This is a genomic window from Streptomyces sp. NPDC060209 (genome assembly GCF_042728155.1).
GTDB lineage: Bacteria > Actinomycetota > Actinomycetes > Streptomycetales > Streptomycetaceae > Streptomyces.
Map to the genome: position 1 here is coordinate 1 of NZ_JBHWZS010000123.1, position 23,186 is coordinate 23,186.

Annotated in this window: 20 protein-coding genes; 9 read left to right on the forward strand and 11 right to left on the reverse strand. The window is 71.5% G+C overall.

What is annotated here, in order from left to right; genetic code table 11:
• Positions 1-118 precede the first annotated feature (118 nt).
• The 3 genes from ACFWFI_RS22875 (at position 119) to ACFWFI_RS22885 (ending at position 2,464) form a co-directional block, all read left to right on the forward strand.
• Positions 119-1,090 (forward strand): ATP-binding cassette domain-containing protein, encoded by a 972-nt coding sequence (locus ACFWFI_RS22875; RefSeq protein ID WP_387393291.1) that lies wholly within the window; start codon positions 119-121, stop codon positions 1,088-1,090.
• The gene (locus ACFWFI_RS22880) at positions 1,087-1,944 is read left to right on the forward strand and encodes an ABC transporter permease (protein WP_387393293.1); all 858 of its coding nucleotides are present in this window, start codon (positions 1,087-1,089) and stop codon (positions 1,942-1,944) included. The genes ACFWFI_RS22875 and ACFWFI_RS22880 overlap by 4 nt, the downstream gene beginning before the upstream one ends.
• Before the next feature lie 148 nt (positions 1,945-2,092).
• The gene (locus ACFWFI_RS22885; RefSeq protein WP_387393296.1) at positions 2,093-2,464 is read left to right on the forward strand and encodes a cupin domain-containing protein; all 372 of its coding nucleotides are present in this window, start codon (positions 2,093-2,095) and stop codon (positions 2,462-2,464) included.
• Between the two features lie 84 nt (positions 2,465-2,548).
• On the opposite strand, the gene ACFWFI_RS22890 is transcribed toward ACFWFI_RS22885, so the two are convergent.
• From ACFWFI_RS22890 to ACFWFI_RS22900, 3 genes are all read right to left on the reverse strand, one after another.
• The gene (locus ACFWFI_RS22890) at positions 2,549-2,971 is read right to left on the reverse strand and encodes a universal stress protein (protein WP_387393299.1); all 423 of its coding nucleotides are present in this window, start codon (positions 2,969-2,971) and stop codon (positions 2,549-2,551) included.
• A 95-nt stretch (positions 2,972-3,066) separates the two neighbouring features.
• On the reverse strand, positions 3,067-3,726 hold the full coding sequence (locus tag ACFWFI_RS22895; RefSeq protein ID WP_387393341.1) for an FMN reductase: 660 nt from the start codon (positions 3,724-3,726) through the stop codon (positions 3,067-3,069).
• Positions 3,727-3,728: 2 nt separating this feature from the next.
• A complete protein-coding gene (locus ACFWFI_RS22900; protein ID WP_387393301.1) occupies positions 3,729-4,832 on the reverse strand; it encodes an LLM class flavin-dependent oxidoreductase in 1,104 nt (367 codons plus the stop codon).
• 170 nt (positions 4,833-5,002) lie between these two features.
• Here ACFWFI_RS22900 and ACFWFI_RS22905 point away from each other — a divergent pair, with 170 nt between their 5' ends.
• The 3 genes from ACFWFI_RS22905 (at position 5,003) to ACFWFI_RS22915 (ending at position 6,853) form a co-directional block, all read left to right on the forward strand.
• Complete coding sequence (locus ACFWFI_RS22905) at positions 5,003-5,131, forward strand: DUF6126 family protein (RefSeq protein ID WP_387393304.1); 129 nt, start codon at positions 5,003-5,005, stop codon at positions 5,129-5,131.
• A 261-nt stretch (positions 5,132-5,392) separates the two neighbouring features.
• Positions 5,393-6,445: a tryptophan--tRNA ligase gene (trpS, locus tag ACFWFI_RS22910; protein WP_387393344.1), complete on the forward strand. Its 1,053-nt coding sequence runs from the start codon at positions 5,393-5,395 to the stop codon at positions 6,443-6,445.
• A 36-nt stretch (positions 6,446-6,481) separates the two neighbouring features.
• Positions 6,482-6,853, forward strand: a complete 372-nt coding sequence (locus ACFWFI_RS22915; protein WP_387393308.1) for a VOC family protein — start codon at positions 6,482-6,484, stop codon at positions 6,851-6,853.
• 35 nt (positions 6,854-6,888) lie between these two features.
• Here ACFWFI_RS22915 and ACFWFI_RS22920 read toward each other — a convergent pair whose 3' ends face one another.
• The 4 genes from ACFWFI_RS22920 to ACFWFI_RS22935 form a co-directional block, all read right to left on the reverse strand.
• Positions 6,889-8,886, reverse strand: coding sequence for an NAD-binding protein (locus ACFWFI_RS22920; RefSeq protein WP_387393311.1), 1,998 nt, complete (start codon positions 8,884-8,886; stop codon positions 6,889-6,891).
• Positions 8,887-8,903: 17 nt separating this feature from the next.
• Positions 8,904-13,781: a DNA repair ATPase gene (locus tag ACFWFI_RS22925; RefSeq protein ID WP_387393314.1), complete on the reverse strand. Its 4,878-nt coding sequence runs from the start codon at positions 13,779-13,781 to the stop codon at positions 8,904-8,906.
• A gap of 129 nt (positions 13,782-13,910) precedes the next feature.
• Positions 13,911-16,034, reverse strand: a complete 2,124-nt coding sequence (locus ACFWFI_RS22930) for a flotillin family protein (protein WP_387393317.1) — start codon at positions 16,032-16,034, stop codon at positions 13,911-13,913.
• A 101-nt stretch (positions 16,035-16,135) separates the two neighbouring features.
• Positions 16,136-16,774: a hypothetical protein gene (locus ACFWFI_RS22935; protein ID WP_387393320.1), complete on the reverse strand. Its 639-nt coding sequence runs from the start codon at positions 16,772-16,774 to the stop codon at positions 16,136-16,138.
• Positions 16,775-17,069: 295 nt separating this feature from the next.
• On the opposite strand from ACFWFI_RS22935, the gene ACFWFI_RS22940 reads away from it, so the two are divergent.
• The gene (locus tag ACFWFI_RS22940) at positions 17,070-18,137 is read left to right on the forward strand and encodes a PucR family transcriptional regulator (protein WP_387393323.1); all 1,068 of its coding nucleotides are present in this window, start codon (positions 17,070-17,072) and stop codon (positions 18,135-18,137) included.
• Between the two features lie 129 nt (positions 18,138-18,266).
• Here the strand turns inward: ACFWFI_RS22940 and ACFWFI_RS22945 are convergent, their stop codons facing one another.
• The gene (locus ACFWFI_RS22945; RefSeq protein ID WP_387393326.1) at positions 18,267-18,722 is read right to left on the reverse strand and encodes a tellurite resistance TerB family protein; all 456 of its coding nucleotides are present in this window, start codon (positions 18,720-18,722) and stop codon (positions 18,267-18,269) included.
• A 135-nt stretch (positions 18,723-18,857) separates the two neighbouring features.
• Here ACFWFI_RS22945 and ACFWFI_RS22950 point away from each other — a divergent pair, with 135 nt between their 5' ends.
• Positions 18,858-19,334 (forward strand): BlaI/MecI/CopY family transcriptional regulator, encoded by a 477-nt coding sequence (locus ACFWFI_RS22950; RefSeq protein WP_387393329.1) that lies wholly within the window; start codon positions 18,858-18,860, stop codon positions 19,332-19,334.
• 11 nt (positions 19,335-19,345) lie between these two features.
• Positions 19,346-20,299, forward strand: coding sequence for a M56 family metallopeptidase (locus ACFWFI_RS22955; RefSeq protein ID WP_387393332.1), 954 nt, complete (start codon positions 19,346-19,348; stop codon positions 20,297-20,299).
• Between the two features lie 18 nt (positions 20,300-20,317).
• On the opposite strand, the gene ACFWFI_RS22960 is transcribed toward ACFWFI_RS22955, so the two are convergent.
• From ACFWFI_RS22960 to ACFWFI_RS22970, 3 genes are all read right to left on the reverse strand, one after another.
• Positions 20,318-21,565 (reverse strand): cation:proton antiporter, encoded by a 1,248-nt coding sequence (locus ACFWFI_RS22960; protein ID WP_387393335.1) that lies wholly within the window; start codon positions 21,563-21,565, stop codon positions 20,318-20,320.
• A 2-nt stretch (positions 21,566-21,567) separates the two neighbouring features.
• Positions 21,568-22,038, reverse strand: a complete 471-nt coding sequence (locus ACFWFI_RS22965) for a cation:proton antiporter regulatory subunit (RefSeq protein WP_277333057.1) — start codon at positions 22,036-22,038, stop codon at positions 21,568-21,570.
• Positions 22,039-22,170: 132 nt separating this feature from the next.
• On the reverse strand, positions 22,171-22,587 hold the full coding sequence (locus ACFWFI_RS22970) for an ATP-binding protein (protein ID WP_387393338.1): 417 nt from the start codon (positions 22,585-22,587) through the stop codon (positions 22,171-22,173).
• Positions 22,588-23,186: the final 599 nt, after the last annotated feature.

Below are 23,186 nucleotides of genomic sequence, written 5' to 3' on the forward strand. Positions count from 1 at the left end.
CGCCGGACCCGGTCCGGCGGCCACACCCGTCCATTCCGTCCGATTCGCCCCGCGACCCGGTCGTACCGTGCCATCGTGGCCCGTATCCGCCCTCGGCACCGCCGGCAAGGAAGGGACCATGACTACGGAACTGGCCATCGAGACCAAGGGGCTGGTGAAGACCTTCGGCGAGAACCGCGCGGTGGACGGCGTCGACCTCGCCGTGCCCGCAGGCACCGTCTACGGAGTCCTGGGGCCCAACGGGGCCGGGAAGACCACCACCGTGAGGATGCTGGCGACACTGCTGCGGCCGGACGCGGGCCTGGCGCGGGTGTTCGGCCACGACGTCGTGAAGGACGCCGACACGGTCCGCGGCCGGGTCAGCCTCACCGGGCAGTACGCCTCGGTCGACGAGGACCTGACCGGTACGGAGAACCTGGTGCTGCTGGCCCGGCTCCTCGGCCACTCCAAGCCCGCCGCCAGGGCACGGGCCGCCCAGCTGCTCGAAGCCTTCGGGCTGAGCGAGGCGGCGGGCAAGCAGGTGAAGAACTACTCCGGCGGTATGCGGCGCCGGATCGACATCGCCGCTTCCATCCTGAACACGCCGGATCTGCTCTTCCTCGACGAGCCGACGACGGGGCTCGACCCGCGCAGCCGCAACCAGGTGTGGGACATCGTGCGGGCCGTCGTCGCCCAGGGCACGACGGTCATGCTGACCACCCAGTACCTCGACGAGGCCGACCACCTGGCCTCCCGCATCGCTGTGATCGACCACGGCAGGGTGATCGCGGAGGGTACGAAGGGCGAGCTCAAGGCGTCCGTCGGCGCCGGCTCCGTCCATCTGCGTCTGCGCGACCCCGAGCAGCGCCCGGAGGCCGAGCGGGTGCTGGCGCTCGTGCTGGACGCCACGGTGCAGCCGGACCACGACCCGGTGGCTCTGACCGCCAGGGTCAACGGTCACGGCACCGAGAAGGGGGCCGCCGAGCAGGCCGCCCGGGCGCTGGCGGAGCTGGCGCGGAACGGCATCCACGTGGACAACTTCGCGCTGGGCCAGCCCAGCCTCGACGAGGTCTTCCTCGCGCTCACGGACAAGAAGGGGGTGGCGTCGTGAGCACCGCGCCCACCACGGCCGAACGCGACGACGCCGAGCTCACCGCACCGGACGCGGAGACGCTGGCCTCCCTGCTGGTCGGTCAGGAACGGCCGCACCGGCCCACCGCGCTGTCCGCGTCGCTCACCTTCGGATGGCGGGCCATGCTGAAGATCAAGCATGTGCCGGAGCAGCTGTTCGACGTGACGGTCTTCCCGATCATGATGGTGCTGATGTTCACGTACCTGTTCGGCGGGGCGCTGGCCGGCTCCACCGAGGGTTACATCCAGTTCCTGCTGCCCGGGATCCTCGTCATGAGCGTCGTGATGATCACGATGTACACGGGCGTCGCGGTCAACACCGACATCGCGAAGGGTGTGTTCGACCGCTTCCGCACTCTGCCGATCTGGCGCCCGGCCCCGATGGTCGGCTACCTGCTCGGCGATGTCGTGCGCTACCTCCTGGCCTCCGCCGTGATGCTCCTGGTCGGCATCGCCATCGGCTACCGGCCGGACGGCGGGGTGCTGGGGGTGCTGGCGGGTGTCGTGCTTCTGCTGGTGTTCTCGTTCGCCTTCTCCTGGATCTGGACGATGTTCGGGCTGATGCTGCGCAGCGAGAAGTCGGTGATGGGCGTCAGCATGATGGTGATCTTCCCGCTGACGTTCCTGAGCAACGTCTTCGTGGACCCCTCGACGATGCCGGGCTGGCTGCAGGCGTTCGTGAACAACAGCCCGGTGACACATCTCGCCGCTGCGGTACGGGAGTTGATGGCCGGCAACTGGCCTGCGGCGGACATCGCCTGGTCGCTGGGCTGGTCGGCGATGCTCGTGGTGGTCTTCGGTGCGGTGACGATGCGGCTCTACAACCGGAAGTGAGGCGTCGTCCCGGCGCCCCTGGCCGGGGAGGCGGGTGGCCCGGACAACGTGTCCTGTGCCGTGGCCGGCGTCGTCGCCCTCTGACATCGCGCCGCGGCGGAGCCGGGCCCAGACTGGAAGGGGGACGGAGACCGGCTCTGGAGGAGCCATGACGGCAACGACATGGAACGAGACGCCCGTTGCGATCCAGACCGACGTGGCGGAGCTGCGCAGGAAGGAGATCGGCGGAGATCTGAGCGTCGCCCTCATCCGGCTCGTCAAGGGCGCGGACATGGGCCCGGCGCTCAAGGGCCTCCCCGACGACATGTGCCCCTGCCCGCACTGGGGTTATCTCCTCAAGGGGCGGCTGAAGCTGCGGACCGGCGCGGACCCGGAGGCGTACGAGGTCTACGAGGAGGGCCAGGCGTTCTACTGGCCGCCCGGGCACGTTCCCGAGGCGCTGGAGGACTGCGAATTCGTGGACTTCTCGCCGACGAAGGAGTTCGACCGGGTGATCAGCCACATCACGTCTCAGGGCTGACATGCCACGAACGGGCGGGCCCCTCGGGTGTACCGGGGGCCGGCCCGTTCGTGTGCGGCCGGGGTGCTGAGGGCTCCTGCCGGCTCAGTCGCGTACGACGGTCACGGGGCACGTGGCGTGCTGGGTGACATGGAGGCTGACCGAGCCGAGCAGGGTCGCCTTGAAGCCGCTGTAGCCACGGGCGCCGACGACCAGCAGGTTCGCGCCCCGGGCGCGTTCCAGCAGGGACAGGGCGGGATTGCCGATCACGACGACCTTCTCCACCGCCGCCGCGCCCTCGGCGCCGAGGGCCTCCTCCAGAGCCTCGGTGAGCGCCACGGTCGCCACGGCCTGCGGGTCGAAGTCCTCCGGCATGCCCGGCATCAGCGACCCCCAGCTGGTCGCGGGGTACTCCCAGCTGTTCACCGCCTCGACGGTGTCGCCGGTCAGCTCGGCCTGGCGTACGGCCCAGCGGAGCGCCTTGATCGATGCGTCCGATCCGTCGACGCCCACGACGATCCTGCCCATGTCTGCCTCCAGCGTGCTCGAACATTTACGGCATACCGGGACTGACTCTAGCCAAACGGAACATCCCGGGGGCCGACGGCCCCCGGGATGTCCGGTCAGCCGACGCGCAGATCCGCGAGCTGCTGCGCGAACGGGACGACCGCGTCCTCGCCGTCGTCGAGGGTGAGTGCCCTGGAGGCGCCGGAGACGGTCCGCCCGGTGAGGGCCGAGGCGAGCTCCCCTCCCGCGCGCCGGATCCGGGAGGGCAGCCCCTCGGTGTACTCGTCCCCGGACGAGCCCCAGTCCTCCGACGCCGCGTACACGGAGGTCGGCAGGACGACGGCCCGCAGGTAGGCGAAGAGCGGTCGCAGGGCGTGCTCCAGGACCAGCGAGTGCCGGGGGGTCCCACCGGTCGCCGCGATGACGACGGGCTTGCCGGTCAGCGCGGTGTTGTCGATCAGGTCGAAGAACGACTTGAACAGCCCGCTGTAGGAGGCGGTGAACACGGGTGTCACCGCGATCAGGCCGTCCGACCCGGTCACCGCGTCGATCGCCTTCTTCAGGCCGGCCGGCGGGAAGCCGGTGACCAGGTGGTTGGCGATGTCGACGGCCAGATCGCGCAGCTCGACGACCTCGACCTCGACGCGTCGGTCCTGGTCGGCGGCCAGCTTCTCGCGCGCGGCCTCGGCGAGCCGGTCGGCCAGCAGCCGGGTGGAAGAGGGGCTGCTGAGCCCGGCCGCGACGGCGACGATCTTCAGGGGGGCCGTGGCGGGCATGGTCATCGGAGCTCCTTCGGGTCGGCGGTGGCAGCGGCACGGGCGGCGGCGACCGCCGGGTGGACGGGGGCGTCCGGCACTCCGGCCGGGCGCAGACGGGCGAACTCCTTGCGCAGTACGGGCACGACCTCCTCGCCCAGGATGTCGAGCTGCTCCAGGACCGTCTTCAGCGGCAGTCCCGCGTGGTCCATCAGGAACAGCTGGCGCTGGTAGTCGCCGACGTCCTCACGGAAGGACAGGGTCCGCTCGATGACCTCCTGCGGGGAGCCGACGGTCAGCGGGGTCTGCTGGGTGAAGTCCTCCAGCGAGGGCCCGTGCCCGTAGACGGGCGCGTTGTCGAAGTACGGGCGGAACTCCCGTACCGCGTCCTGCGAGTTCTTCCGCATGAACACCTGGCCGCCGAGGCCCACGATGGCCTGCTCGGCGGTGCCGTGGCCGTAGTGGGCGTAGCGGCGCCGGTAGAGGTCGACCATCTTCCTGGTGTGCTCCATGGGCCAGAAGATGTTGTTGTGGAAGAACCCGTCGCCGTAGTAGGCGGCCTGCTCGGCGATCTCCGGGGAGCGGATGGAGCCGTGCCAGACGAACGGCGGGACGCCGTCCAACGGGCGCGGGGTCGCGGTGAAGGACTGCAGCGGGGTGCGGAACTTCCCCTCCCAGTCGACGACGTCCTCGCGCCACAGCTTGTGGAGCAGCGCGTAGTTCTCGATCGCGAGCGGGATGCCCTGGCGGATGTCCTTGCCGAACCAGGGGTAGACCGGGCCGGTGTTGCCGCGGCCCATCATCAGGTCGACGCGGCCGTCGGCCAGGTGCTGGAGCGTGGCGTAGTCCTCGGCGATCTTCACCGGGTCGTTGGTGGTGATCAGCGTGGTGGAGGTGGAGAGGATCAGATTCTCGGTGCGGGCGGCGATGTAGCCCAGCGTGGTCGTCGGGGAGGACGGGACGAACGGCGGGTTGTGGTGCTCACCGGTCGCGAAGACGTCCAGGCCCACTTCCTCGGCCTTGAGCGCGATCGCGAGGGTCGCCTTGATCCGCTCGTTCTCGCTCGGTGTCGTACCGGTCGTGGGGTCGGTGGTGACATCCCCGACGGTGAAGATCCCGAACTGCATGGCGCCCGCCTCCAAAGTGTTGAGCGAGGTTGGTTGAACGTTGAACTATGTGAACACACCCTACAACGGAGCACCCCCCTTCTCTATTCCGCCCGCCGGGGAGGCCCGCACGGCCGCTCTGCGTACGCTGGACGGGGCGCGTGCGCGGCCGCCGCACGAGGGAGTGAGCGATGAGCGAGAGCGAGCGCTGGAAGGAGCGCGGCGTCATGCTGCGCGTCTTCGTCTACGTCTTCGCGACGCACCTCTTCGCCGGCTTCGTCATGCTTCTGTTCCACGTAGGCGGACACGCCGACCGATAGCCGATGCGCGACCGCTCGTTGCCCTTGCGTGCACTGCCCGGGGTGCCTCGCCGGACCCCGCCCCGGGGACGCGTGCGCGCTACACTCGACGCCATGACCTCCGTACCGTGCCGGAACTGGTGGCGCTCCTCCTAGGAGCGGCCACCTTCATCTGCACGGAACCAGGGCCGTTCGACATGGACGGCCCTTTTCGCTGCCTCGGCGCCCCGCGGCGGGCCGTCCTCCACGTGTACACCACCGGCGAGGAGAGCCTCCGTGACCATGACCACCGACCTGCCCGTCAGCCCCGCCGTGCGCCGCAGCGCCGAACTGGAACAGCAGCTCGCCCTGGACCCCGGCCGCTTCCGAGTCCTCACCGGGGACCGGCCCACCGGCGCCCTGCACCTCGGGCACTATTTCGGCACCCTCCACAACCGGGTGCGCCTCCAGGACCTCGGTGTGGACGTCTTCGTGCTCATCGCCGACTACCAGGTCCTCACCGACCGGGACGTAGCCGAGCGGCTCACCGAGCATGTGGAGGGTCTGCTCCTGGACTATCTCGCGATCGGGATCGACCCCGCCCGTTCGACGGTCTTCAACCACAGCGCGGTCCCCGCGCTCAACCAGCTGCTGCTGCCGTTCCTGTCCCTCGTCTCCGTCGCCGAACTCGGCCGGAACCCCACCGTCAAGGACGAGATCGCGCACTCGCGGCAGTCCGCCGTCAGCGGCCTCATGTACACCTACCCGGTGCACCAGGCCGCCGACATCCTGTTCTGCAAGGGCAACCTCGTGCCCGTCGGCCTGGACCAGCTGCCGCACCTGGAGATCACCCGCACCGTCGCCAGGCGCTTCAACGAGCGGTACGGAGACGTCTTCCCCGAACCCGACGCGCTGCTCTCCGCCGCGCCCCTGCTGCTCGGTACCGACGCCACCAAGATGAGCAAGAGCCGCAACAACGCCATCGCCCTCGGGGCCGGTGACGACGAGACCGCCCGGCTGATCAAGGGCGCCACCACCGACGCCGAACGGCACATCACCTACGAGCCCGAGCGCCGGCCGGGGGTGTCGAGCCTGGTGCTACTGGCCGCGCTCTGCCTCGCCCGTGACCCGCACGAGGTCGCCGAGGAGATCGGGAACAGCGGCGCGGCAGGTCTCAAGCGGACCGTGACGGAGGCCGTCAACACGGCGATGGCCCCGATCCGGGCCCGGCGGGCGGAGTACGCCCAGGACATGGGGTACGTACGGGACGTCCTGCGTGCCGGGAACGAGCGGGCGAACGCCGTGGCCGAGGAGACCCTGCGGGAGGTGCGGGACGCGATGGGGATGTTCCGGTAGGACGTCTCCGGGCGGTCACCGGGCACACTGGCCGGCATGCCTCTTTCGCTGCACCACATCGTCATCGACGCCCACGATCTGCCCGCCCTGGCACGGTTCTGGGCCGAGGTGCTGGGCTGGCGGATCCTGTCCGAGCGGGAGAGGGAGGTCGTGATCGGACCGGACGAGACCTCGCCGGTGGGCATCTGCTTCATGCCGGTGACGGACCGGAAGGCCGTCAAGAACCGCCTGCACCTCGATCTGACGTCCGCCGCGCAGGACCGGGAGGCCGAGATCGAACGCGTCCTCGCACTCGGTGCCCGCAGGGCGGACGTCGGGCAGAGCGGCGACGAGTCGTGGACGGTGCTGGCCGATCCGGAGGGGAACGAGTTCTGCGTGGTCCGCCCGAAGGAGACCCTCATCGGTTAGACGCCGGCCGGCGGGGCTGTCCCGGCCGGCGCGGCTCAGCGACGGGCCACGGAGCGCCGGCCGCGCAGCAGCTCGGCCAGGCCGCGCCGGGTCGCGGCGATCACCACCCGGTCCTCCGGCCGCAGCACATAGCCCGGGTGCAGGTCCCAGACCAGGCCGGAGGGCCGGTCCGGAGCCCCCGGGCCGGTGGGGTCGTACGGCGGCGGGGCGGCCAGGTCCGGGAGGCGGTCGGCCGGCGGGGTGGCGTCCAGGGCCAGGACCCGCCAGGCGCCCGCCCGGAACGCCTGGTCGACGGTCCGGCCCTCCAGCTGGGGGTGCCCCGCCACCTCCAGGGCCGCGAACAGCATCACCTTGCGCTCCACCGGGACCGCGCCCAGGATCTGCCGGCCCATCATGGCGACCGCGAACGCCGGCGCGGCCAGGTGGGACACGGAGCGGGAGCGGGTCAGGGCCCCCGGGTGAGCCGTGCGCAGGGTGCGGTAGACGGCGGTGGCGAATTCGTCGTCGTACAGGCGCAGCGCCACCCGCAGGTCCGGCTTCACCGAGCGGGCGTAGAGCGCGGCCTCGAGGTTCGTGGTGTCGACGCTGGTCAGGGCGAGCAGTGCGCGGGCCCGGCGGATCTTGGCCGCCTCCAGGACGCCCTCCTGGGTCACATCGCCCAGGACCGTCGGGACGTGCAGGCTGCGGGCCAGCGGGATGCCGCGTGCCTCCGGATCCTCCTCGACGACCACCACGGGGATGTCCAGCTCACGGAGCCGCACCAGGACCCTCGTACCGATCTTGCCGAGCCCCAGCAGGACCACGTGGCCGGACAGGCCGCGTGGCGGGCGGCGCAGCGAGGAGGCGGTGCGCAGCGAGCCGAACGCCTCCAGGACGGCGGCGACCAGCAGGGGCAGCAGCAGGAGTCCGGCCATGCCGGAGAGCAGCTGGATGACCTGGCGGGACGAGGAGTCGGTGTCCTCGACCGCGGGGTCACCCATCGCCAGCAGGTCGAGCAGGGTCAGATAGGCGGCGTGGAGCGGGCTGTCACCCGTGGTGATCACCGAGGCGACGGCCAGGGCGACGACGGCCGCGAAGACGCCCAGCGCCGACCAGCGCAGCCGCCGCGAGAAGACCTGGCCGAGCGGTGCGCCCCTCCATCCCATGCGGGTGGGCGCCCGGTCGGGACCGGCATGGCTGATGGCCTCCAGGACGATCGTGCCCCGGCCCGTGGCGGCGTTCACGGTCGCCAGGTCGGGCAGGAGCTGGGGGCCCTCCTCGCCACTGCTGTCGGAGCCCTCGGTACCGGCCGGGTCCTGGCTGGTGGAGGAGAGCAGGGCCAGGGTGCACAGCCCGGGGTCTGCGAGTTCGCCCGGCCGGGGCGGGGTGCGTTCGACGGCGCGCAGGAGCAGGCCCTCGGCCTGGATGACCTTGCTGCTCCCGGTCAGCGCGGTGGAGGCCAGGGCGGGGGCGGCGGTGTCGGCGTCGGACAGGACGGTGGTGGAGGCGTCCATCGCGGCCGGGTCGAGACCGGGCATGGACACGGCGGCCGCCTGGTCGAGCAGCGTCTCCAGGTGCTGGCCGAGCTTGCGGTTGTAGAGCCGGATGACGAGACGCAGGCGCGGATTGAGCCGGCGGGCCGTCAGGGCGGCGCGGATGTTGAGCTCGTCGTCGTCGTAGACGAGTGCGAGCGCGGCGGCCCGGTCGACGCCCGCCTCCTCCAGCACATCGTCGGAGGGCTCGTGCGCCTCCATGATGCGGACGGCCTCCACCCCGGCATTCGTGTCGCCGTCCCCGCCGCCCGCCCCGTTACGGCTCATCGCCGCCGACATCCGCCCGAACAGGGCTCCCGCGCGGGCCCGTTGGGTCAGCGGCAGCTCCGGCCTGCGGGTGTCGCGGCCCGGCGGGACCAGAAGCGTCACCCGCTCCCCGTACACGTAGCGCAGCTCCACGGCGAGCCGGCGTGCGAGGGTGTCGTCGCCACAGACCACCATGTGGCCGCTGCTCGGGGGACGTTGGGGCTGTTGAGGAAGTGATGACACGGAACCCAGCATGCCTTGCTCCCTTCGGTTCAGTCGGGCGTGTCGGTGATCATCGCGTGACGGGGGCGTGGACCCGCGTCCGGGTGGCGGGGACCCGCGGCCCGCTCGATCGCGGCCTCGACCGCCGCGATCCGGTCCGCCAGCAGCCCCAGCGCCCCGACCGCACGGGAGGCGGGATCGCTCTCCGGGCCGCCGAGGGCCTGGACGCGTACGTAGGCGGAGGTGATCGCCGCCCATCGCTCCGCCTGCACCGGGGTGAGCGTGCCCCGCAGGGCTGCCAGCTTCAGCAGGTTCGACTCGGCGCCCGTGGTGAGCGTCCGGGCCTCGCCCGCGTAGTGGTCGTCGACGACGGCGGCGAGCTCGGCGTCATTCATGACGGGCACGATCCGCTCCGCGATCTTGTTCATGTCGCGGTACGAGCCCTGCAGGCGGAACGGCGGCTCGGTGCGCGTGGCGTCGGACTGCCCGGCCGACGCGATGTACGCCGAGTTCACCGCGAGGACGGTCTCCCGGGCGGTCAGCAGATGGCGCAGCACGGAGACGATCCGGTCGAGTTCGGCCGGCGCGTACGGGTGCTCCAGCTGTCCGGCGCCGGCGGCGGTGCCGGAGGCGAGGCGCACGAGGAGGTCGAGGTCGCTCCGGGAGCGGGCGGCGAGCGGGGCCAGGACAGGGTTGGCGGTCAGGGCGTTCTCGACGAAGCTCAGGGCGAAGACCTCGTCCCGGCCGCCGAGGACCTCGCCGAGATTCCAGACGTCGGCCCGGTTGGCGAGCATGTCCGGGATCCGGAACCTCGCGCCGGACTCGGTGTACGGATTGCCCGCCATCACCACGGCGAACCGTTTCCCCCGCAGGTCGTAGCTGCGCGGCTGCCCGTCCCGCACCCCCTCGACGCGACGGGTGGCGTCGCAGAGCGGAATGAACTTCTGGAGCAGTTCGGGAGAGGTGTGCTGGATGTCGTCCAGGTGGAGGAGCGTGTTGCCGCCCGCCTCGAACGCGAAGTTGATCTTCTCGATCTCCTGGCGGGCGGTCGCACCGGGTGCCAGGGCCGGGTCGAGGGACGTCACCTCGTGGCCGAGATTCGGACCGCTGACCTTGACGAGGACCATCCCGAGCCGCTCCGCGACGTATTCCACGAGGGTCGTCTTGCCGTAGCCCGGCGGTGACATGAGCAGCAGCAGGCCCTGCGAGTCCGTGCGCCGGTCCCCGTCGGCGGTGCCGATCTGCTTGGCCAGGCTGTCGCCGATGAGCGGGAGGTACACCTCGTCCAGCAGCCGGTTGCGGACGAACGCCGCCATGGCGCGCGGCCGGTGGTCGTCCAGCCGCAGCCGGGAACGTTCGGCCGCGACCAGGGTGGTGCGCAGCCGCTGGTACGCCCGGAAGGCAGGCACGGTGCGGGTGCGGAAGGCGGCCGTACGGGAGAGCAGTTCGTCCAGCCGGACCTGCAGCCGTCCCCGCACCACGCGCGGGTGGTCGCCGAGCAGCCCCTCCACGGTCGCGGTGAGCGGCGCGTCGCAGTCGTACCGCTCCAGCTCCGGGCACAGCTCCACGGCGACCGCCTCCGCGAGATCCCCGTCATCCACGTCCGAGCCGCTCGCGGCGGCGTACGAGGTGAGCCAGCCCTCCACCAGCCGGCGCCGGGCCGGGAGGTCTCCGGAGAGGGCGGCCAGGTCCTCGTCGTACGCAGAAGTGCCCACAGCACGCCGGAACTTGTCCAGGAACGTGCGGACCGGGGCGCTCGTGACGAACCCGGCAGGACCGCCGGCCAGCTCCTCGAAGAGATACTCGGCGACGTCCTCCCCCGACCGCATCGCCGCCGCCCACTCCTCCTGGAGGGTGGCGATGGCGGGAGCGAGGCCGAAGGTGTCACGGGCGCGCGCCAGCGAGCCGGCCTGGCGCGCCCAGGAGGTACGCAGGGCCTCATCGGCCTCATGGGCCCAGAAGAGCTGCGCCGCAGCGCGCACCGAGGAGGGGAAGCGCAGCAGGCCCGCCCCGGCGAGCAGCCGCAGCAGGACGGTCAGGACGGCGAGGGCGTCCTCGTCGTGGACGCCCCGCTGATGGCCCTCGTCGTACGCCGCCGCTGCCGCCTCCCGCACCAGCGCGGTGAGATCCGCCCCGGCCAGGGCGTCCGCGCCGTGCTCGTCGAGCAGCCGGGCGGCCAGATGCTCCGCGCGGTAGACGTCAGGGGTCTCCGAGGGCAGCAGCTGGTCCCAGTGGTCACGGGTCGCCGTGAACTCCGGGTCGGTGACCGGCGTCCGGTAGTCCGTGCCGGTGAGCGCGAAGGCGATCCCGTCCCCGGAGGGGACCAGGGTCAGGTCGAACGGCCTGCTGTCCACCGCGAACCTGTGGCGGCCCAGCCGGATCACCGAGCCGTCGTCCGCGTACAGCTCGGCCCGGTCGCGCAGGGCGCGACCCGCCTCCTGCCGGGCCGCCTTCAGCCGGCCGTCCAGCTCCTCGGCGCGCACCGGGTCGCCGAGCGCGCGGAGCTCCTCGGCGGTGCGGCGGACCTTGGCGACCATGGGGTCGGAGGCGAAGTACGTGTGGACGGCGTCCAGATCCTCCAGTCCGGCCAGCCGCCGGGACACGGTCCCCAGGACCCGGGCCGCGGACTCCGCGAGCCGCTCCGCGCGCCGGGCGCGGGCGTCCTGCAGCGTCTGTTTACGGCCCGAGAAGGCCTCGTAGACCTCTGTGCGGCGCTCGGCGAGCCTCACCAGGAAATCGCCCGACTCCGCGAAGCGGGACTCCAGGTTCTCCAGCTGGAGCAGCACCCGGGCCAGCTGTTCGTCGCAGGAATCGGGGGAGTCAGCCGAGGCCAGCGCCCCCGTGACGGCCTGCCCGAGCAGGGCGAACTCGGCGGCGAACTCGGCCTGCCCCTCCCGGGCCACCAGCTCCCTGCGCCGGGCGTCGAGCGTCGCGCGGGCGCGGTTGGCGCCGCCCAGGACCTCGGCGATCCGCTCCAGGACCGACGTACGGACGGTGGCGTCGCCCATGTCCAGCCCGGCGACGACATCCGTGACCGTCCTGAGGCCGTCCGTGATCTCCGTCAGCCGGTCCCCGGCCGACGCGGCGTCGGCGACGGTGTCCAGCCCTCCGGCGGTCGCGGCGATCCGGCCGAGATCCTCGTGGTACCCGGCGAACGCGTCCTCGCGGGCCAGGAAGGCGACCGCCCGCTGAGCGGCCGATTCCAGATCCCGCTCGGTCTCCTCACGCAGTGCGGCGATGCGGTCCGCGTCGGCGTAACGCATGTCCGCGATGGTTGCCAGGCGGCCGTGCGACCGCCGTAGTTCGGTGAGCCTGTCGACCCAGGCGGCGGCCGAGTGCGGGGCCTCGCCCCGGGTGCGGCGGACGAGAGCGGTAAGCCCGGTGACCGCCTCGTCGAGTGCGGCGGCGGCCTGCCCGGTCAGCTCCTGGACCGTCTCGAACTCGGCCAGCACCTGACGGGCGGTGGCTCGCAGCTCCTCCAACGGCTCGGCGAGCGCGCCCAGCCCGGGGTCGGTGAGCCAGTGGTAACGGTCGCCCGCCCGGCCGCAGTCGGCGACGAGCCTGCTGTACACGGCGGTGGTCGGCGTCATGTCCCGTACACCGTGCGCCAGGGCCAGGCAGTCGGAGATCCCGCGCACCAGGTCGGCGTTGCCGGTCCGGGCGAGCGGGCCCGTGCCGGGGGGACGGGACGCGGCGTAGGTGTCGGAGACGTAGGGGGTCTGCCAGCGCTGCAGCGGGTGCACGCGCCCCGGCCCGTCCGCACCGTCCTTGAGCAGGACCAGGGTGCCGTCGTCGAGGAGGGCGTGGCCCCGGCCGAGCAGGGGCGTGGCGACCTCCTGGCGGATCAGGTTGTAGGGGAGGAGCAGGGTGCGGTTCTCGTCCCGGGACCGGAAGACGTACAGCATGTCCTCGCCGTTGGGCGAGCGGACCGCGCCCTCGAAGACGGGGTCGCCGAGCTCCCCGGCGGTGTCGAAGGTCTTGGCCGTGCCGGTGGTGAGGTAGTAACCGCCGGGGAAGATGATCCCCTGGTCCTCGGGCAGCCGGCGGCAGGACGGGCCGATCGCGTCGAGCCGGAGCACGGTGGACAGCAGTGTGTTGAAGACCAGGTGACGCCAGGCCTCCTCCTTGTACGGGCGTACTCGCAACAGGATCAGCGGCCCGGCCACGGCGTGTTCGACGGCGGCGTCCGCCAGGGACTGCAGCGGCTCGTCGACGGGCTCCTCGTGGATTCCGTCGGGGGATTCGGTGTCGTTGACGGTCTTGACCGTCAGGGTGCCGCCGAGCGTGTCCACGAAGACCGTGTCCAGGACGGCGATGTGCGGGTGCCGGCCGGGCACGTGGGCGTCCCGCCCCGCGGGCGTCCAGTCGAAGTCGTGGGAGGGCGGGAAGACGTGGTCACGGTCGCCCCGGGCGTCCAGGAACGCCCCGGGCGCACCGTCCGGGCCGAGCGCCCAGCGCAGGACGCGGATGTCCTCGGCACTCTCGCCGGTACGGAACACGGCGAGCAGACGGCCGTTGACGCGCCGCAGCCGGAGCAGCCGGGCATCACGGTAGTAGCGGTGCAGGCCGGCGAACTCCCTTACGAAGGAGGCGTCGTCCAGCAGCCCCGCCTCCGCCTCCTCCAGGCCGGGCTCGCGGAGGACGAGCACGTCACCGACGCCGGCGTCCTCCCGCGCGCCCGGACCACGCTCGAAGCCGAACAGCAGGCGCCCGCCCACGGAGACGAGATCGCGGGCCACCGAGGCGTGCTCCGTACGCACCTGCTCGGTGGCCAGAAGGTCCAGCCCGGCGGAGCCGAACTCCTCGGTCCGCCGCACATTGAGCGCCTCGGCCCGCCGGACCAGCTCGTCGGCCTGCTCCCGGAGCCTTCGCCGGAGCACCTCGTAGGCATCCGCATCGGCATCGGTGAGGGTGATGTCGCGGTCCATGCGTAAGGCTCCCTACGAGATGACGTCCAACAATCCGGGCCGCCCGCCCACCGTCGGCGGCCCCCTTCTCACGGCCGGCCCGGTCCCTCCGGTGGCCGGGGGTGTCCCGGCCACCGGGCGGACCGTGCCCTACACGGCGGCCGAGCCGTTCCGTGCGGACCCCGAGGCCGCCCCGTTCACCGAGGGCGCCCCCGTCAACGACGAGACCGTCATCCCCGCCAGTCCCAGCTCCTCGGCCGCGGTGATCAGCTGCTTCACCCGTCCCGAGGCCGCCCCCGGCGCCCGCATCAGCTGCATCAGCAGGGCCGACACCGTCAGGTTCTGCACGTCCCCCGAGGACACGGACCCCAGCACCCGGGTCAGGTCGTCCGTGAAGGACGACCTGCCGTCGAGCCACGGCCCCGCAAGTGCCCGCGCCGTCTTCGAGTTCTCGACGAACCCGTCCACGCTCCGGCCCATGGAGACCGACGAGACGAGCCGGTCGAAGAAGACCGAGTCCCCGCCGACGATGTCGATGTCAGCGTTCTCCAGGCCCGTCGCCAGCACCGTCGCCTGGGACTCCGCGATCTGGCGCTGTACGTCGAACTCCGCGAGCCGGATCTCCTTCTCCGCGTCCAGTCGCAGCCGGTACTCCTCGTGTCCGCGGGACGCCTCGTCCAGCGCTGCCATCGCCGCCGCCTTCTGCGTGAGCCCCTCGGCCTCGGCCTTCAGCTTCTCGCCGATCACCGCCGCGTCGGCCGTCGCCTGGGCCTGCGTACCCTCGGCGACCGCCAGTGCCTTGACGCGCGCCCCCTCCGCCTCGGCCCTGAGCCGCGCCTCCGTGGCCCGTGCCTCCGCGAGACCGGCCTTCTCCGTGACCTCGGCCTCCGCCTCCCGGACCTGGACCTCCGCGAGCCCTGCCGCGGCGCTCTCCGCCTGGATGCCTTCCGCCAGCCGCAGCTTCGCCTGCGCGTCGAGGTCCGCGGTCTTCAGCCGGGCGTCCGCCAGCGTCAGCTGCTCGGCAGCCAGGTGGACCGCCGCCGCCTCCGCGGCCTCCGCCGCCTTGATGTCCTTGACCAGCTTCTCCTGCGCCTCCGCCTCCGCAGCGATGATCACGGACCTGCGGGTGCGCTCCGACTCCTCGACGGCCCGCAGGGTCAGGATCGACTCCTCCTGCTCGGCGACCGTACGGTCGACCGCGATCCGCTCGCGGATCACGTCCGCGACCTCACGGCGCTCCGCCTCGACCTCCTTGGCCGCCGCGATCCGGTTCAGCTCGGTCTCGCGCTCGCGCCCGATGACCTCCAGCAGCCGGTCCTTCTCGATGCGCTCGTTCTCCACCGCGATGACCCGCTCACGGTTCTTCTGCGCGACGGCGACCTCGCGGGCCTGGTTCTCCCGCTGGATGCCGAGCTGTTCCTCGGTACGGATGAACGCGCTCTGCGAACCGAGCCGCTCCTCCTCCTGCACCCGGGCGGTGGCCGACTCCTCACGGGCCCGCAGCGTCTCGACCTCGCGGCGCTGCTTGATCTCGGCCTCGGCCTGCCGGCGCTCCAGCTCCAGGATGGTCTCCCTGGCGTCGACGTCCTGCCGGGTGATCTCCTTCTGCTCGGTGCGCTGGAACTCGTTGGTCCGTACGTGCTCGATCGCCGTCAGTTCGGTGATCTTCCGGATGCCCTGCGCGTCCAGGATGTTGGCACCGTCGAGCTGCGCCATCGGCGTCTGCTCGAGGAAGTCGATCGCGGCGTCGTCGAGGTGATAGCCGTTCAGGTCGGTCCCGATGACCCGGATGATCCGGTCCCGGAACTCCTCACGCTTGGTGTACAGGTCGACGAAGTCGAGCTGCTTGCCCACGGTCTTGAGCGCTTCGGAGAACTTCGCGGCGAAGAACTCCTGGATGGCGACCTTGTCGCTCGCCCGCTCCGTGCCGATGGCCTGCGCGACCTTGATGACGTCCTCGACGGTCTTGTTGACCCGGACGAAGAAGGTGATGTGGATGTCGGCGCGGATGTTGTCCTGGCAGATCAGGCCCTCACGCCCCGTACGGCGGATCTCGATGGTCTTCACCGAGATGTCCATGGTCTCGGCCTTGTGCAGCACCGGCAGGACCACGGCACCGGTGAAGGTGACATCGACCTTCTTGGTCTTGGAGATGATCAGCGCCTTCCCCTGCTCGACCTTGCGGAAGAGGCGGGTGATGACGAGGAGCAGAGCGACGGTGATGAGCAGGACAACGGCGATGAGCACGCCGATGCCCAAGGAGATGGCATCCATGACAGTCCTTGGCGGCTGGAGAGACGTACGAAGATGAGGGCGCGCCCCGTGTGACGGCACGCGGAACCACGGGCCCGGGGGCCGGAGGGCGGGAAGACGGGTCAGACGGCCTTGCGCGGCAGAGGGCGCGGGGCGAGCGCCGCGTCGTACGGCGAGACCCAGAAGAACTCGCCGTCGGCGTCGTACGCGTAGAGGAGCCCCGTACTGCCGGAGGTGAACACGTCACCCGGCGCGGAAGGCCTCAACGGCTGCCGTACCTGCACGATGGCGGTCGACCCGTCGGCGGCCGCGACCTCGGCCTGTCCGAAGTCGGCGCTGACGGATCCCGTACGGATCGTGCAGACCTGACCCACGAAGTCCTGGCGGGATGGAGGAGGTTCCGCGGGGAAGTACCGGCGGAATCGTCGTAGGAGCATGCGGACCACCCCCCGGGCGATCAGGAGCGCCCCCGCCAGGACGGCGAGGTGGAGTACGGCCCGCAGGGTGCCGGTGGCTCCGCTGCGGAGCACCAGGACGGAGCCGGTCAGACCGGTGAACCAGGAGATGACGATGAACAGGGACACCGACACGGAGACGGGCACCCCGCCGAAGCCGACCGCTTCGGTGTCGAGGTCGGTGTCGAAGGAGTCGTGCCCGGCCGCCCCGGCGAGCACCAGCAGCCAGAAGCAGACGACGACCACCAGGGCGGCGCCGAAGACGACGGCCGGGAAGGAGACTGCCGCGGAAAGGAATTCGGTCATCCGGTCCTGCCCCCGTCCCACCTGTCGCCGTACGGTCGGGAAGGCGGGCGACGGCTGGGCGGGCGCCGGCGCCGCGACACCGCGAACGGTCCCGCAGCAGCCGGTTCCTTCCCCCGTGATCCCCCGTAACCCCCGTACTTCCCCCGTGTGTTGCTGAACGGATCGTGCCAGCCGGGGCCGGCCGGGCGCATTGCCGGAATCCGGCAGGCTTCGCCCGCCCGGCCTGCCGGGCACCGGCACCCGCCTCCGTGCGTTGGGGGGATGACAGTGCTGTTCATGTACGGAGGAGTGCGCCTTGGCGGAGCCCGAGATCCCCGAAAGGTTTCTGGAGGGCTATGCCCACATCCTGTCCGAGGTCGCGGATACCGGCCGCCGGCTCACCCGGGACGAGCTGGAGACGCGGCGCACCCTGGGCCGTGAGGCCGCGGAGGCAGGACATCAGCTGCGGGCCCTGGTGCGGCGCCATCTCGCGGAGACCCGCGCCACCTGGCCGCGCACCCCGGCGGGGACCTCGTCCACCGATGCCGTGCTGGGCGCCGTGGAGCAGGCGGTCGACGCCTTCGCGGAGGGCTTCGAGCGGGCGCAGCGCCTCACCGTACGGCGTGAGGAGGCGGCGCGGCGGGAGTTCATCGACGACCTGCTGTACGGGCGCAGTGACCTGGGGAGGCTCGCCGAGCGCGCCACCCGGTTCGGGCTGCGGCTCTCGCGGGCCCACGCCGTCGCGGTGGCGGCGGGCCCCGAGGCGTACACCGAGTCCGACGCCGTGCCCCGCAGCGTGGAGGCGGCGCTGCTCGCGCGCTTCAGCGGCCGGAAGATCCTGATCACGACGAAGGACGGGCGCCTCGTCTGCATAGCCCCCGGCAGTCAGCCGGACGTCCTGCGGTACTTCGCCAAGCAGGCCCACGCCGCGACGGACGGCCACCAGGTCGCGGTCGGCCGCCCGCACCGTGGTCCCGGAGGGGTGGTCCACTCCTACGACGAGGCGCTCGACGCCCTCGACCTGGCGCAGCGGATGGGGCTCGACGACCCGGTGCTGTACGCCGCCGACCTGCTGGTCTACCCGGTGCTGACCAGGGACCGGCAGGCGATGGCCGATCTGGTGCGCAGCGAGCTCGGCCCTCTCAGGGAGGCGCGGGGCGGCGCGGAACCCCTGCTGCGGACGCTGTCCGTGTACTTCGACGCGGGCTGTGTCGCCGCGGAGACGGCCCGCCGGCTGTCGCTGAGCGTGCGCGCGCTGACGTACCGGCTGGAGCGGATACACCAGCTGACCGGCTCCGACCCGTCCGACCCGATGCACCGCTACACGCTGCAGACGGCGGTGATCGGAGCCCGGCTGCTGGACTGGCCGGCGAAGGAGCTCTGACACGCCCGCCGGCCCGGACTCCGCGTAGGCGATACGTTTCGGCGCTCCGCGACAGGCACGTTCCGGCGGTCCGCGAGGCGAGGCGCACGGACCGGGGGCTCCGGGCCGCACGCCTGCGCGCGAGGGTGCCTACAGGTCGAACTCGTGCGGCGGCAGGTCGAGCGCGAAGCACGCCTCGCGCACGACGGCCTGCTCCGACTTGTCGAAGTCGCCGTCGGCGCCGCCGATGACGATGCCGATCTGGATGACCGCACGCGCCTCGGCGGGCTTCTTCTTCGCCTTGGCGATCTCCTGGAGCACGCTGACCTTGCCGAAGGCGAAGTCCGCGGTCAGCTTGTTCACATAGTCGTTGAACCGGCGCTGAAGGTCGTCCGCCGGGAAGTTCTGCAGCACGTCGTTGGTGGCGATCAGCGAGGCGACGCGCTGCCGCTCGGACGGGTCGATGGAACCGTCGGCGGCCGAGACCAGGGCGCACATGGCCATGCTCGCGTCCCGGAACGCCCCGCTCTTCAGGTCGTTCTTCTTCGCCTCCAGCTGCGTCTGCATCGTCGACGCGGATTCCTTGATCCGATCCCAAAGAGCCATGACGTCTCCATACGTTGCGTTGCCTGTGGTGCGGTAACCAGTCGAACTCTACAGCCGTGTAGAAGAACCATGGGTGGCCACCGGCGGCACGGTGGCCGACAGGACCGTAACCGGCCACTCAGTAGGATGCGGCGGATGAACAGGCCCACAGGTACGGATGACGGCGGGACCCAGGACAGCCCACGGCTGCCCAGGCGCGGCCAGGGGCAGCTGGAGTCCCAGGTCCTCACCGTGCTGCGCTCGGCGGGCGGTCCGGCAACGGCCGGCTGGGTGCAGGAGCACCTCGACGGCGACCTCGCCTACACCACGGTCATCACGATCCTCTCCCGCCTCTATGCGAAGAAGGCCGTGACCCGCACCCGCCAGGGCCGCTCCTACGTCTGGACCCCGGCCTCCGACGAGGCGGGCCTCGCCGCCCTGCGCATGCGCCGCGTCCTGGACGGCGAACGGGACAGGGAGGCCGTCCTGGCCCGGTTCGTCTCCGCGCTGTCCCCGGGCGACGAGGCAAGGCTCCGCGCGCTGCTGTCCCGCGCGGCCGACCGCCCCGACGACGGCCCCGACGGCCCCGACGACTCCGGCCGCCTCGACGACTCCGCCGCACCGGAAGGCTGAGAGCCACCACGATGGGCGTCTTCGTCTACCTGCCACTCGTCCTGCCGCTGACCGCACTGCCCATGGCGCGCCTCGCCGAACAGCATCTGCACCCCAGGAGTGCCACGCGCCTGCTGACCGTCGTGGGTTCGACGCTGGCTCTGTGCAGCACGCTGTGTCTGGCCCTGCTCATGGTGGTGGGCACGGCCCAGCTGCCCGGAAATCCGCTGCCCGACGGCTGGTCGGACCCCGAGGTGCGCGCCGCGGTGCCGTACGAGGAGAAGGCCGGTCTGATCGCGATCGGTGTCCTGGGGGCGGTACTGGCGGCCTGCGGCAGCACTCTGCTGCGGCACGTCAGGACCCGGATCCGCGCCTCCCGCGCCCTGCCGCAGGCCGTCCGCCGGGACGTCGCGGGGGACCTCGCGGTGGTCCCGTCCCCCGACCCGTACGCGTACGCCCTCCCGGGACGGCGCGGGCACGTCGGACAGGTCGTCGTCTCCACCGCGATGATGGAATGCCTGGACGCCCGCGAACGCCGCGCGCTCGTCGCCCATGAACGCGCGCACCTGACCGGCCGCCACCACCGCCACCTGCTGGTGACGCAACTGGCGGCGCGCGCCAACCCGTTCCTCCTGCCCCTGCGTACGGCGGTGGCGTACAGCACCGAACGCTGGGCCGACGAGGAAGCGGCGTACGCGGTCGGCAGCCGCCGGACCGTCGCCACGGCGGTCGGCAAAGCCGCCCTGTTCTCGCACCAGGGGCCGGGGCCCGCCGTGCTCCCCGCCTTCGCGACGGCGGGCCCCGTGCCGCGCCGGGTGGCGGCGCTGCTCGATCCCGAACCCTCGGCCGGACTCTGGCCCCCGGCCTCGGCACATCTGGCCCTGGCGGCGGTGACCGCGACGGTGGGTACGGCGGCCTCGGCGCTGTCGTCGCTCAACGCGACGGTGACGCTCGTCGGCATCCTCCACGCGGCCACCCCGCTCTGACCCGACGGCCGCCGTTCCTCAGTCGGCTTCGCGCCCGGCGTGCTCCGGCGTGAGGTCGTCGTGCGACGGCATCGGCTGATCGCCGGCGACGGCCGGCTTCTTCCCCTTGCCTGCCAGCACCGCCTGGAGCTTCGAGGCGACCGGTTCCGTCCAACGGGCCGTCAGGGGCCCGACGATCACCAGGATCAGCACGTACGCGGTCGCGATGGGCCCGATCCGTGGTTCCGTCGCCACGGCCAGACCGGCGATGACGATCGAGAACTCCCCGCGCGCGACGAGAGTCCCGCCCGCGCGCCAGCGGCCCCGCGGCCCGATTCCGGCACGCCGGGAGGCGTACCAGCCGGTGCCGATCTTCGTGAAGACCGTGACGATCGCCAGCAGCGCCGCGGGAAGCAGCACGGGCGGGATCTCCGCCGGATCGGTGGACAGTCCGAAGAACACGAAGAAGACGGCCGCGAACAGGTCCCGCAGCGGTGTCAGCAGCTTGCGCGCACCCTCCGCGACCTCGCCGGAGAGGGCGATGCCCACGAGGAACGCGCCGACGGCCGCGGACACCTGCAGCTGCTGGGCCACCCCGGCCACCAGGACGGTGAGTCCGAGGACGACGAGCAGCAGCATCTCCGGGTTGTCGGAGGACACCGCGCGGCTGATGAGCCGGCCGTGGCGAAGCGCCAGGTACAGCACGAACCCGACGGTGCCGAGCGCGATCAGCAGGGCGATGCTTCCGCCGGCCAGGCCGACACCGGCCAGCATCGCGGTGAGCAGTGGCAGGTAGACGGCCATGGCGAGGTCCTCGATGACGAGGACACCGAGGATGACGGGCGTCTCACGGTTACCGAGCCGGCCCATGTCGGTCATCACCTTGGCGATCACGCCGGACGACGAGATCCAGGTGACCCCGGCGAGCGCGACGGCGCCCACGGGCCCCCACCCGAGCATCAGGCCGGCGATCGCGCCGGGCGTCGCGTTGAGCACGAAGTCGACGGCCCCGGACGGGTACTGCGTCTTGAGGCTGGTGACGAGCTCCGAGGCGCTGTACTCGAGCCCGAGCAGGAGCAGCAGGAGGATGACGCCGATCTCCGCCCCGATGGCGGTGAACTCCTCGCTGGCTCCGAGCGGCAGCAGACCGCCCTCCCCGAACGCGAGGCCGGCCAGCAGGTAGAGCGGGATCGGCGAGAGACCTATCCGTCCGGCGAACCTCCCGATGATGCCGAGCCCCAGAATGACGGAGCCCAGCTCCACCAGCAGTGCGGTCGTGTCGTGCACGGTCAGCCCTCCGCAATGATCTCGGAGAGCGTGTCGACGCCCTCGCGCGTTCCTACAACTACGAGCGTGTCCCCGATGGCCAGCCGGAAGTCCGGTCCCGGCGAGGGATGCGCGCTGTGCGTACGCAGCACAGCCACGATCGAAGCCCCTGTCCGCGTCCGGGCCCTGGTGTCCCCGAGCAGCCGCCCGCCGTACGGGGAACGGGTCCCGAGCGGGATGTGCTCGGTGACCAGATCGATCCCCTCGGTCCGCACGGCGTCGATCGGCGCCGCGTCGATGAGATGCGCGAGCCCGGTGGCCTCGGTGGTGGTCAGGGGCACGGAGAGCAGGCACGAATCTGGGTCGTCCTTCTCGTAGAACCCCAGGAACCGCCGCCCGTCGTGGTGCACGACCACGGAGATGTGCTGGCCGGACTCGGTGGTGTAGTCGTACTGGACGCCGACTCCTGGCAGCGATGTGCGGTGGGTTCCCATGGCTTCCTCCCGGGGAGCACGCGGCGGCAGGGCGACGCTTTTGATCATCTCTTTAGTCGCCCATTACCTTATCCGGCCATGGGAATCACCCGGGCGGCCGCGTGCGGTGCCCCCGGCGGGAGTGGGGTCCGGCTACCGGACGAGTCGCGCGCAGACCGTCTTTCCGGATCCCGGGCCGGGCGTGACGGTCAGGGCCTGGGTGAGGCGGCGGATCATGTGCCACCCGAAGCCGCCGGTCGCGCCGTCGAGGTCGGGTGTCCGCCCGTGCGGGAGTGCCGGGCTGGGGTCGGTGACCGCAGCGGTCACGGTGCCGGGTCCGGCGGAGAGCCGGAGGGTGAAACGGCCGCCGCCGTGGCGCAGCGCGTTCGTGGCCAGCTCGGAGACCACGAGCACGAGGGTGTCGGCCAGGGCCGGGTCCGGCGCCGGGGAGAGGCGGTCGGTGAACGTGCGGGCGGCCTTGCGGGCCCAGTGGATGCTGTCCGTGCTGTCGCCCCGCACCAAGGTCCGTGCGGAGGGCGTCGAGGTGAAGGGGATCGTCGTGTCGTTCATGCGCGTACACCCCACCTGTGATCGGTTGTTCCGCTTCTTCCTAGACAGCTCGGATGCCCGCTGGGGCGGTTTCTACTACCCGGGTACGTGTTCGATCGGAGATTTCGAACAGCAGTGGCAGCAGAAGTGCGGCATCCCATCACACAGAAAATCTGTCGTGGCTAAGGTAGACATCTGCCTGCTCCCGGATTAACGTCTTCCTCGTAGCCAAGGGATCGAGAGGGTCCGGCAGGGACGAACTGCCGGGCAGCAGTACACGCAGTTCGCAGGACGGTGCGGTGGTGGAGTACCGAAGCCACGTGGTCGCAGGACGGCGACGGGACTGACGACCGGACCGGGTGGCCCGCAGTGATCAGGGGCCGCCACCAGCAAACACGGCCAGTAGTTGATCCAGAGGGAAGAACGGAGGAGTGAGCACCATCAGGATCGCCCGGGCGGACGCATCAGGGCCCGGGTGCCGCAGGACATCGATAGGCAGGTGGTCTCCGGTCACGCATTCGCGATCCCCGCACCCCCGGCTCCGTGCCGGGTGGCCGTGCGGACAAAGAAGGCCCACGTGGTTCCAGGGCCGGCAGATGGTGTAGCAGTTCCTTCGGGGC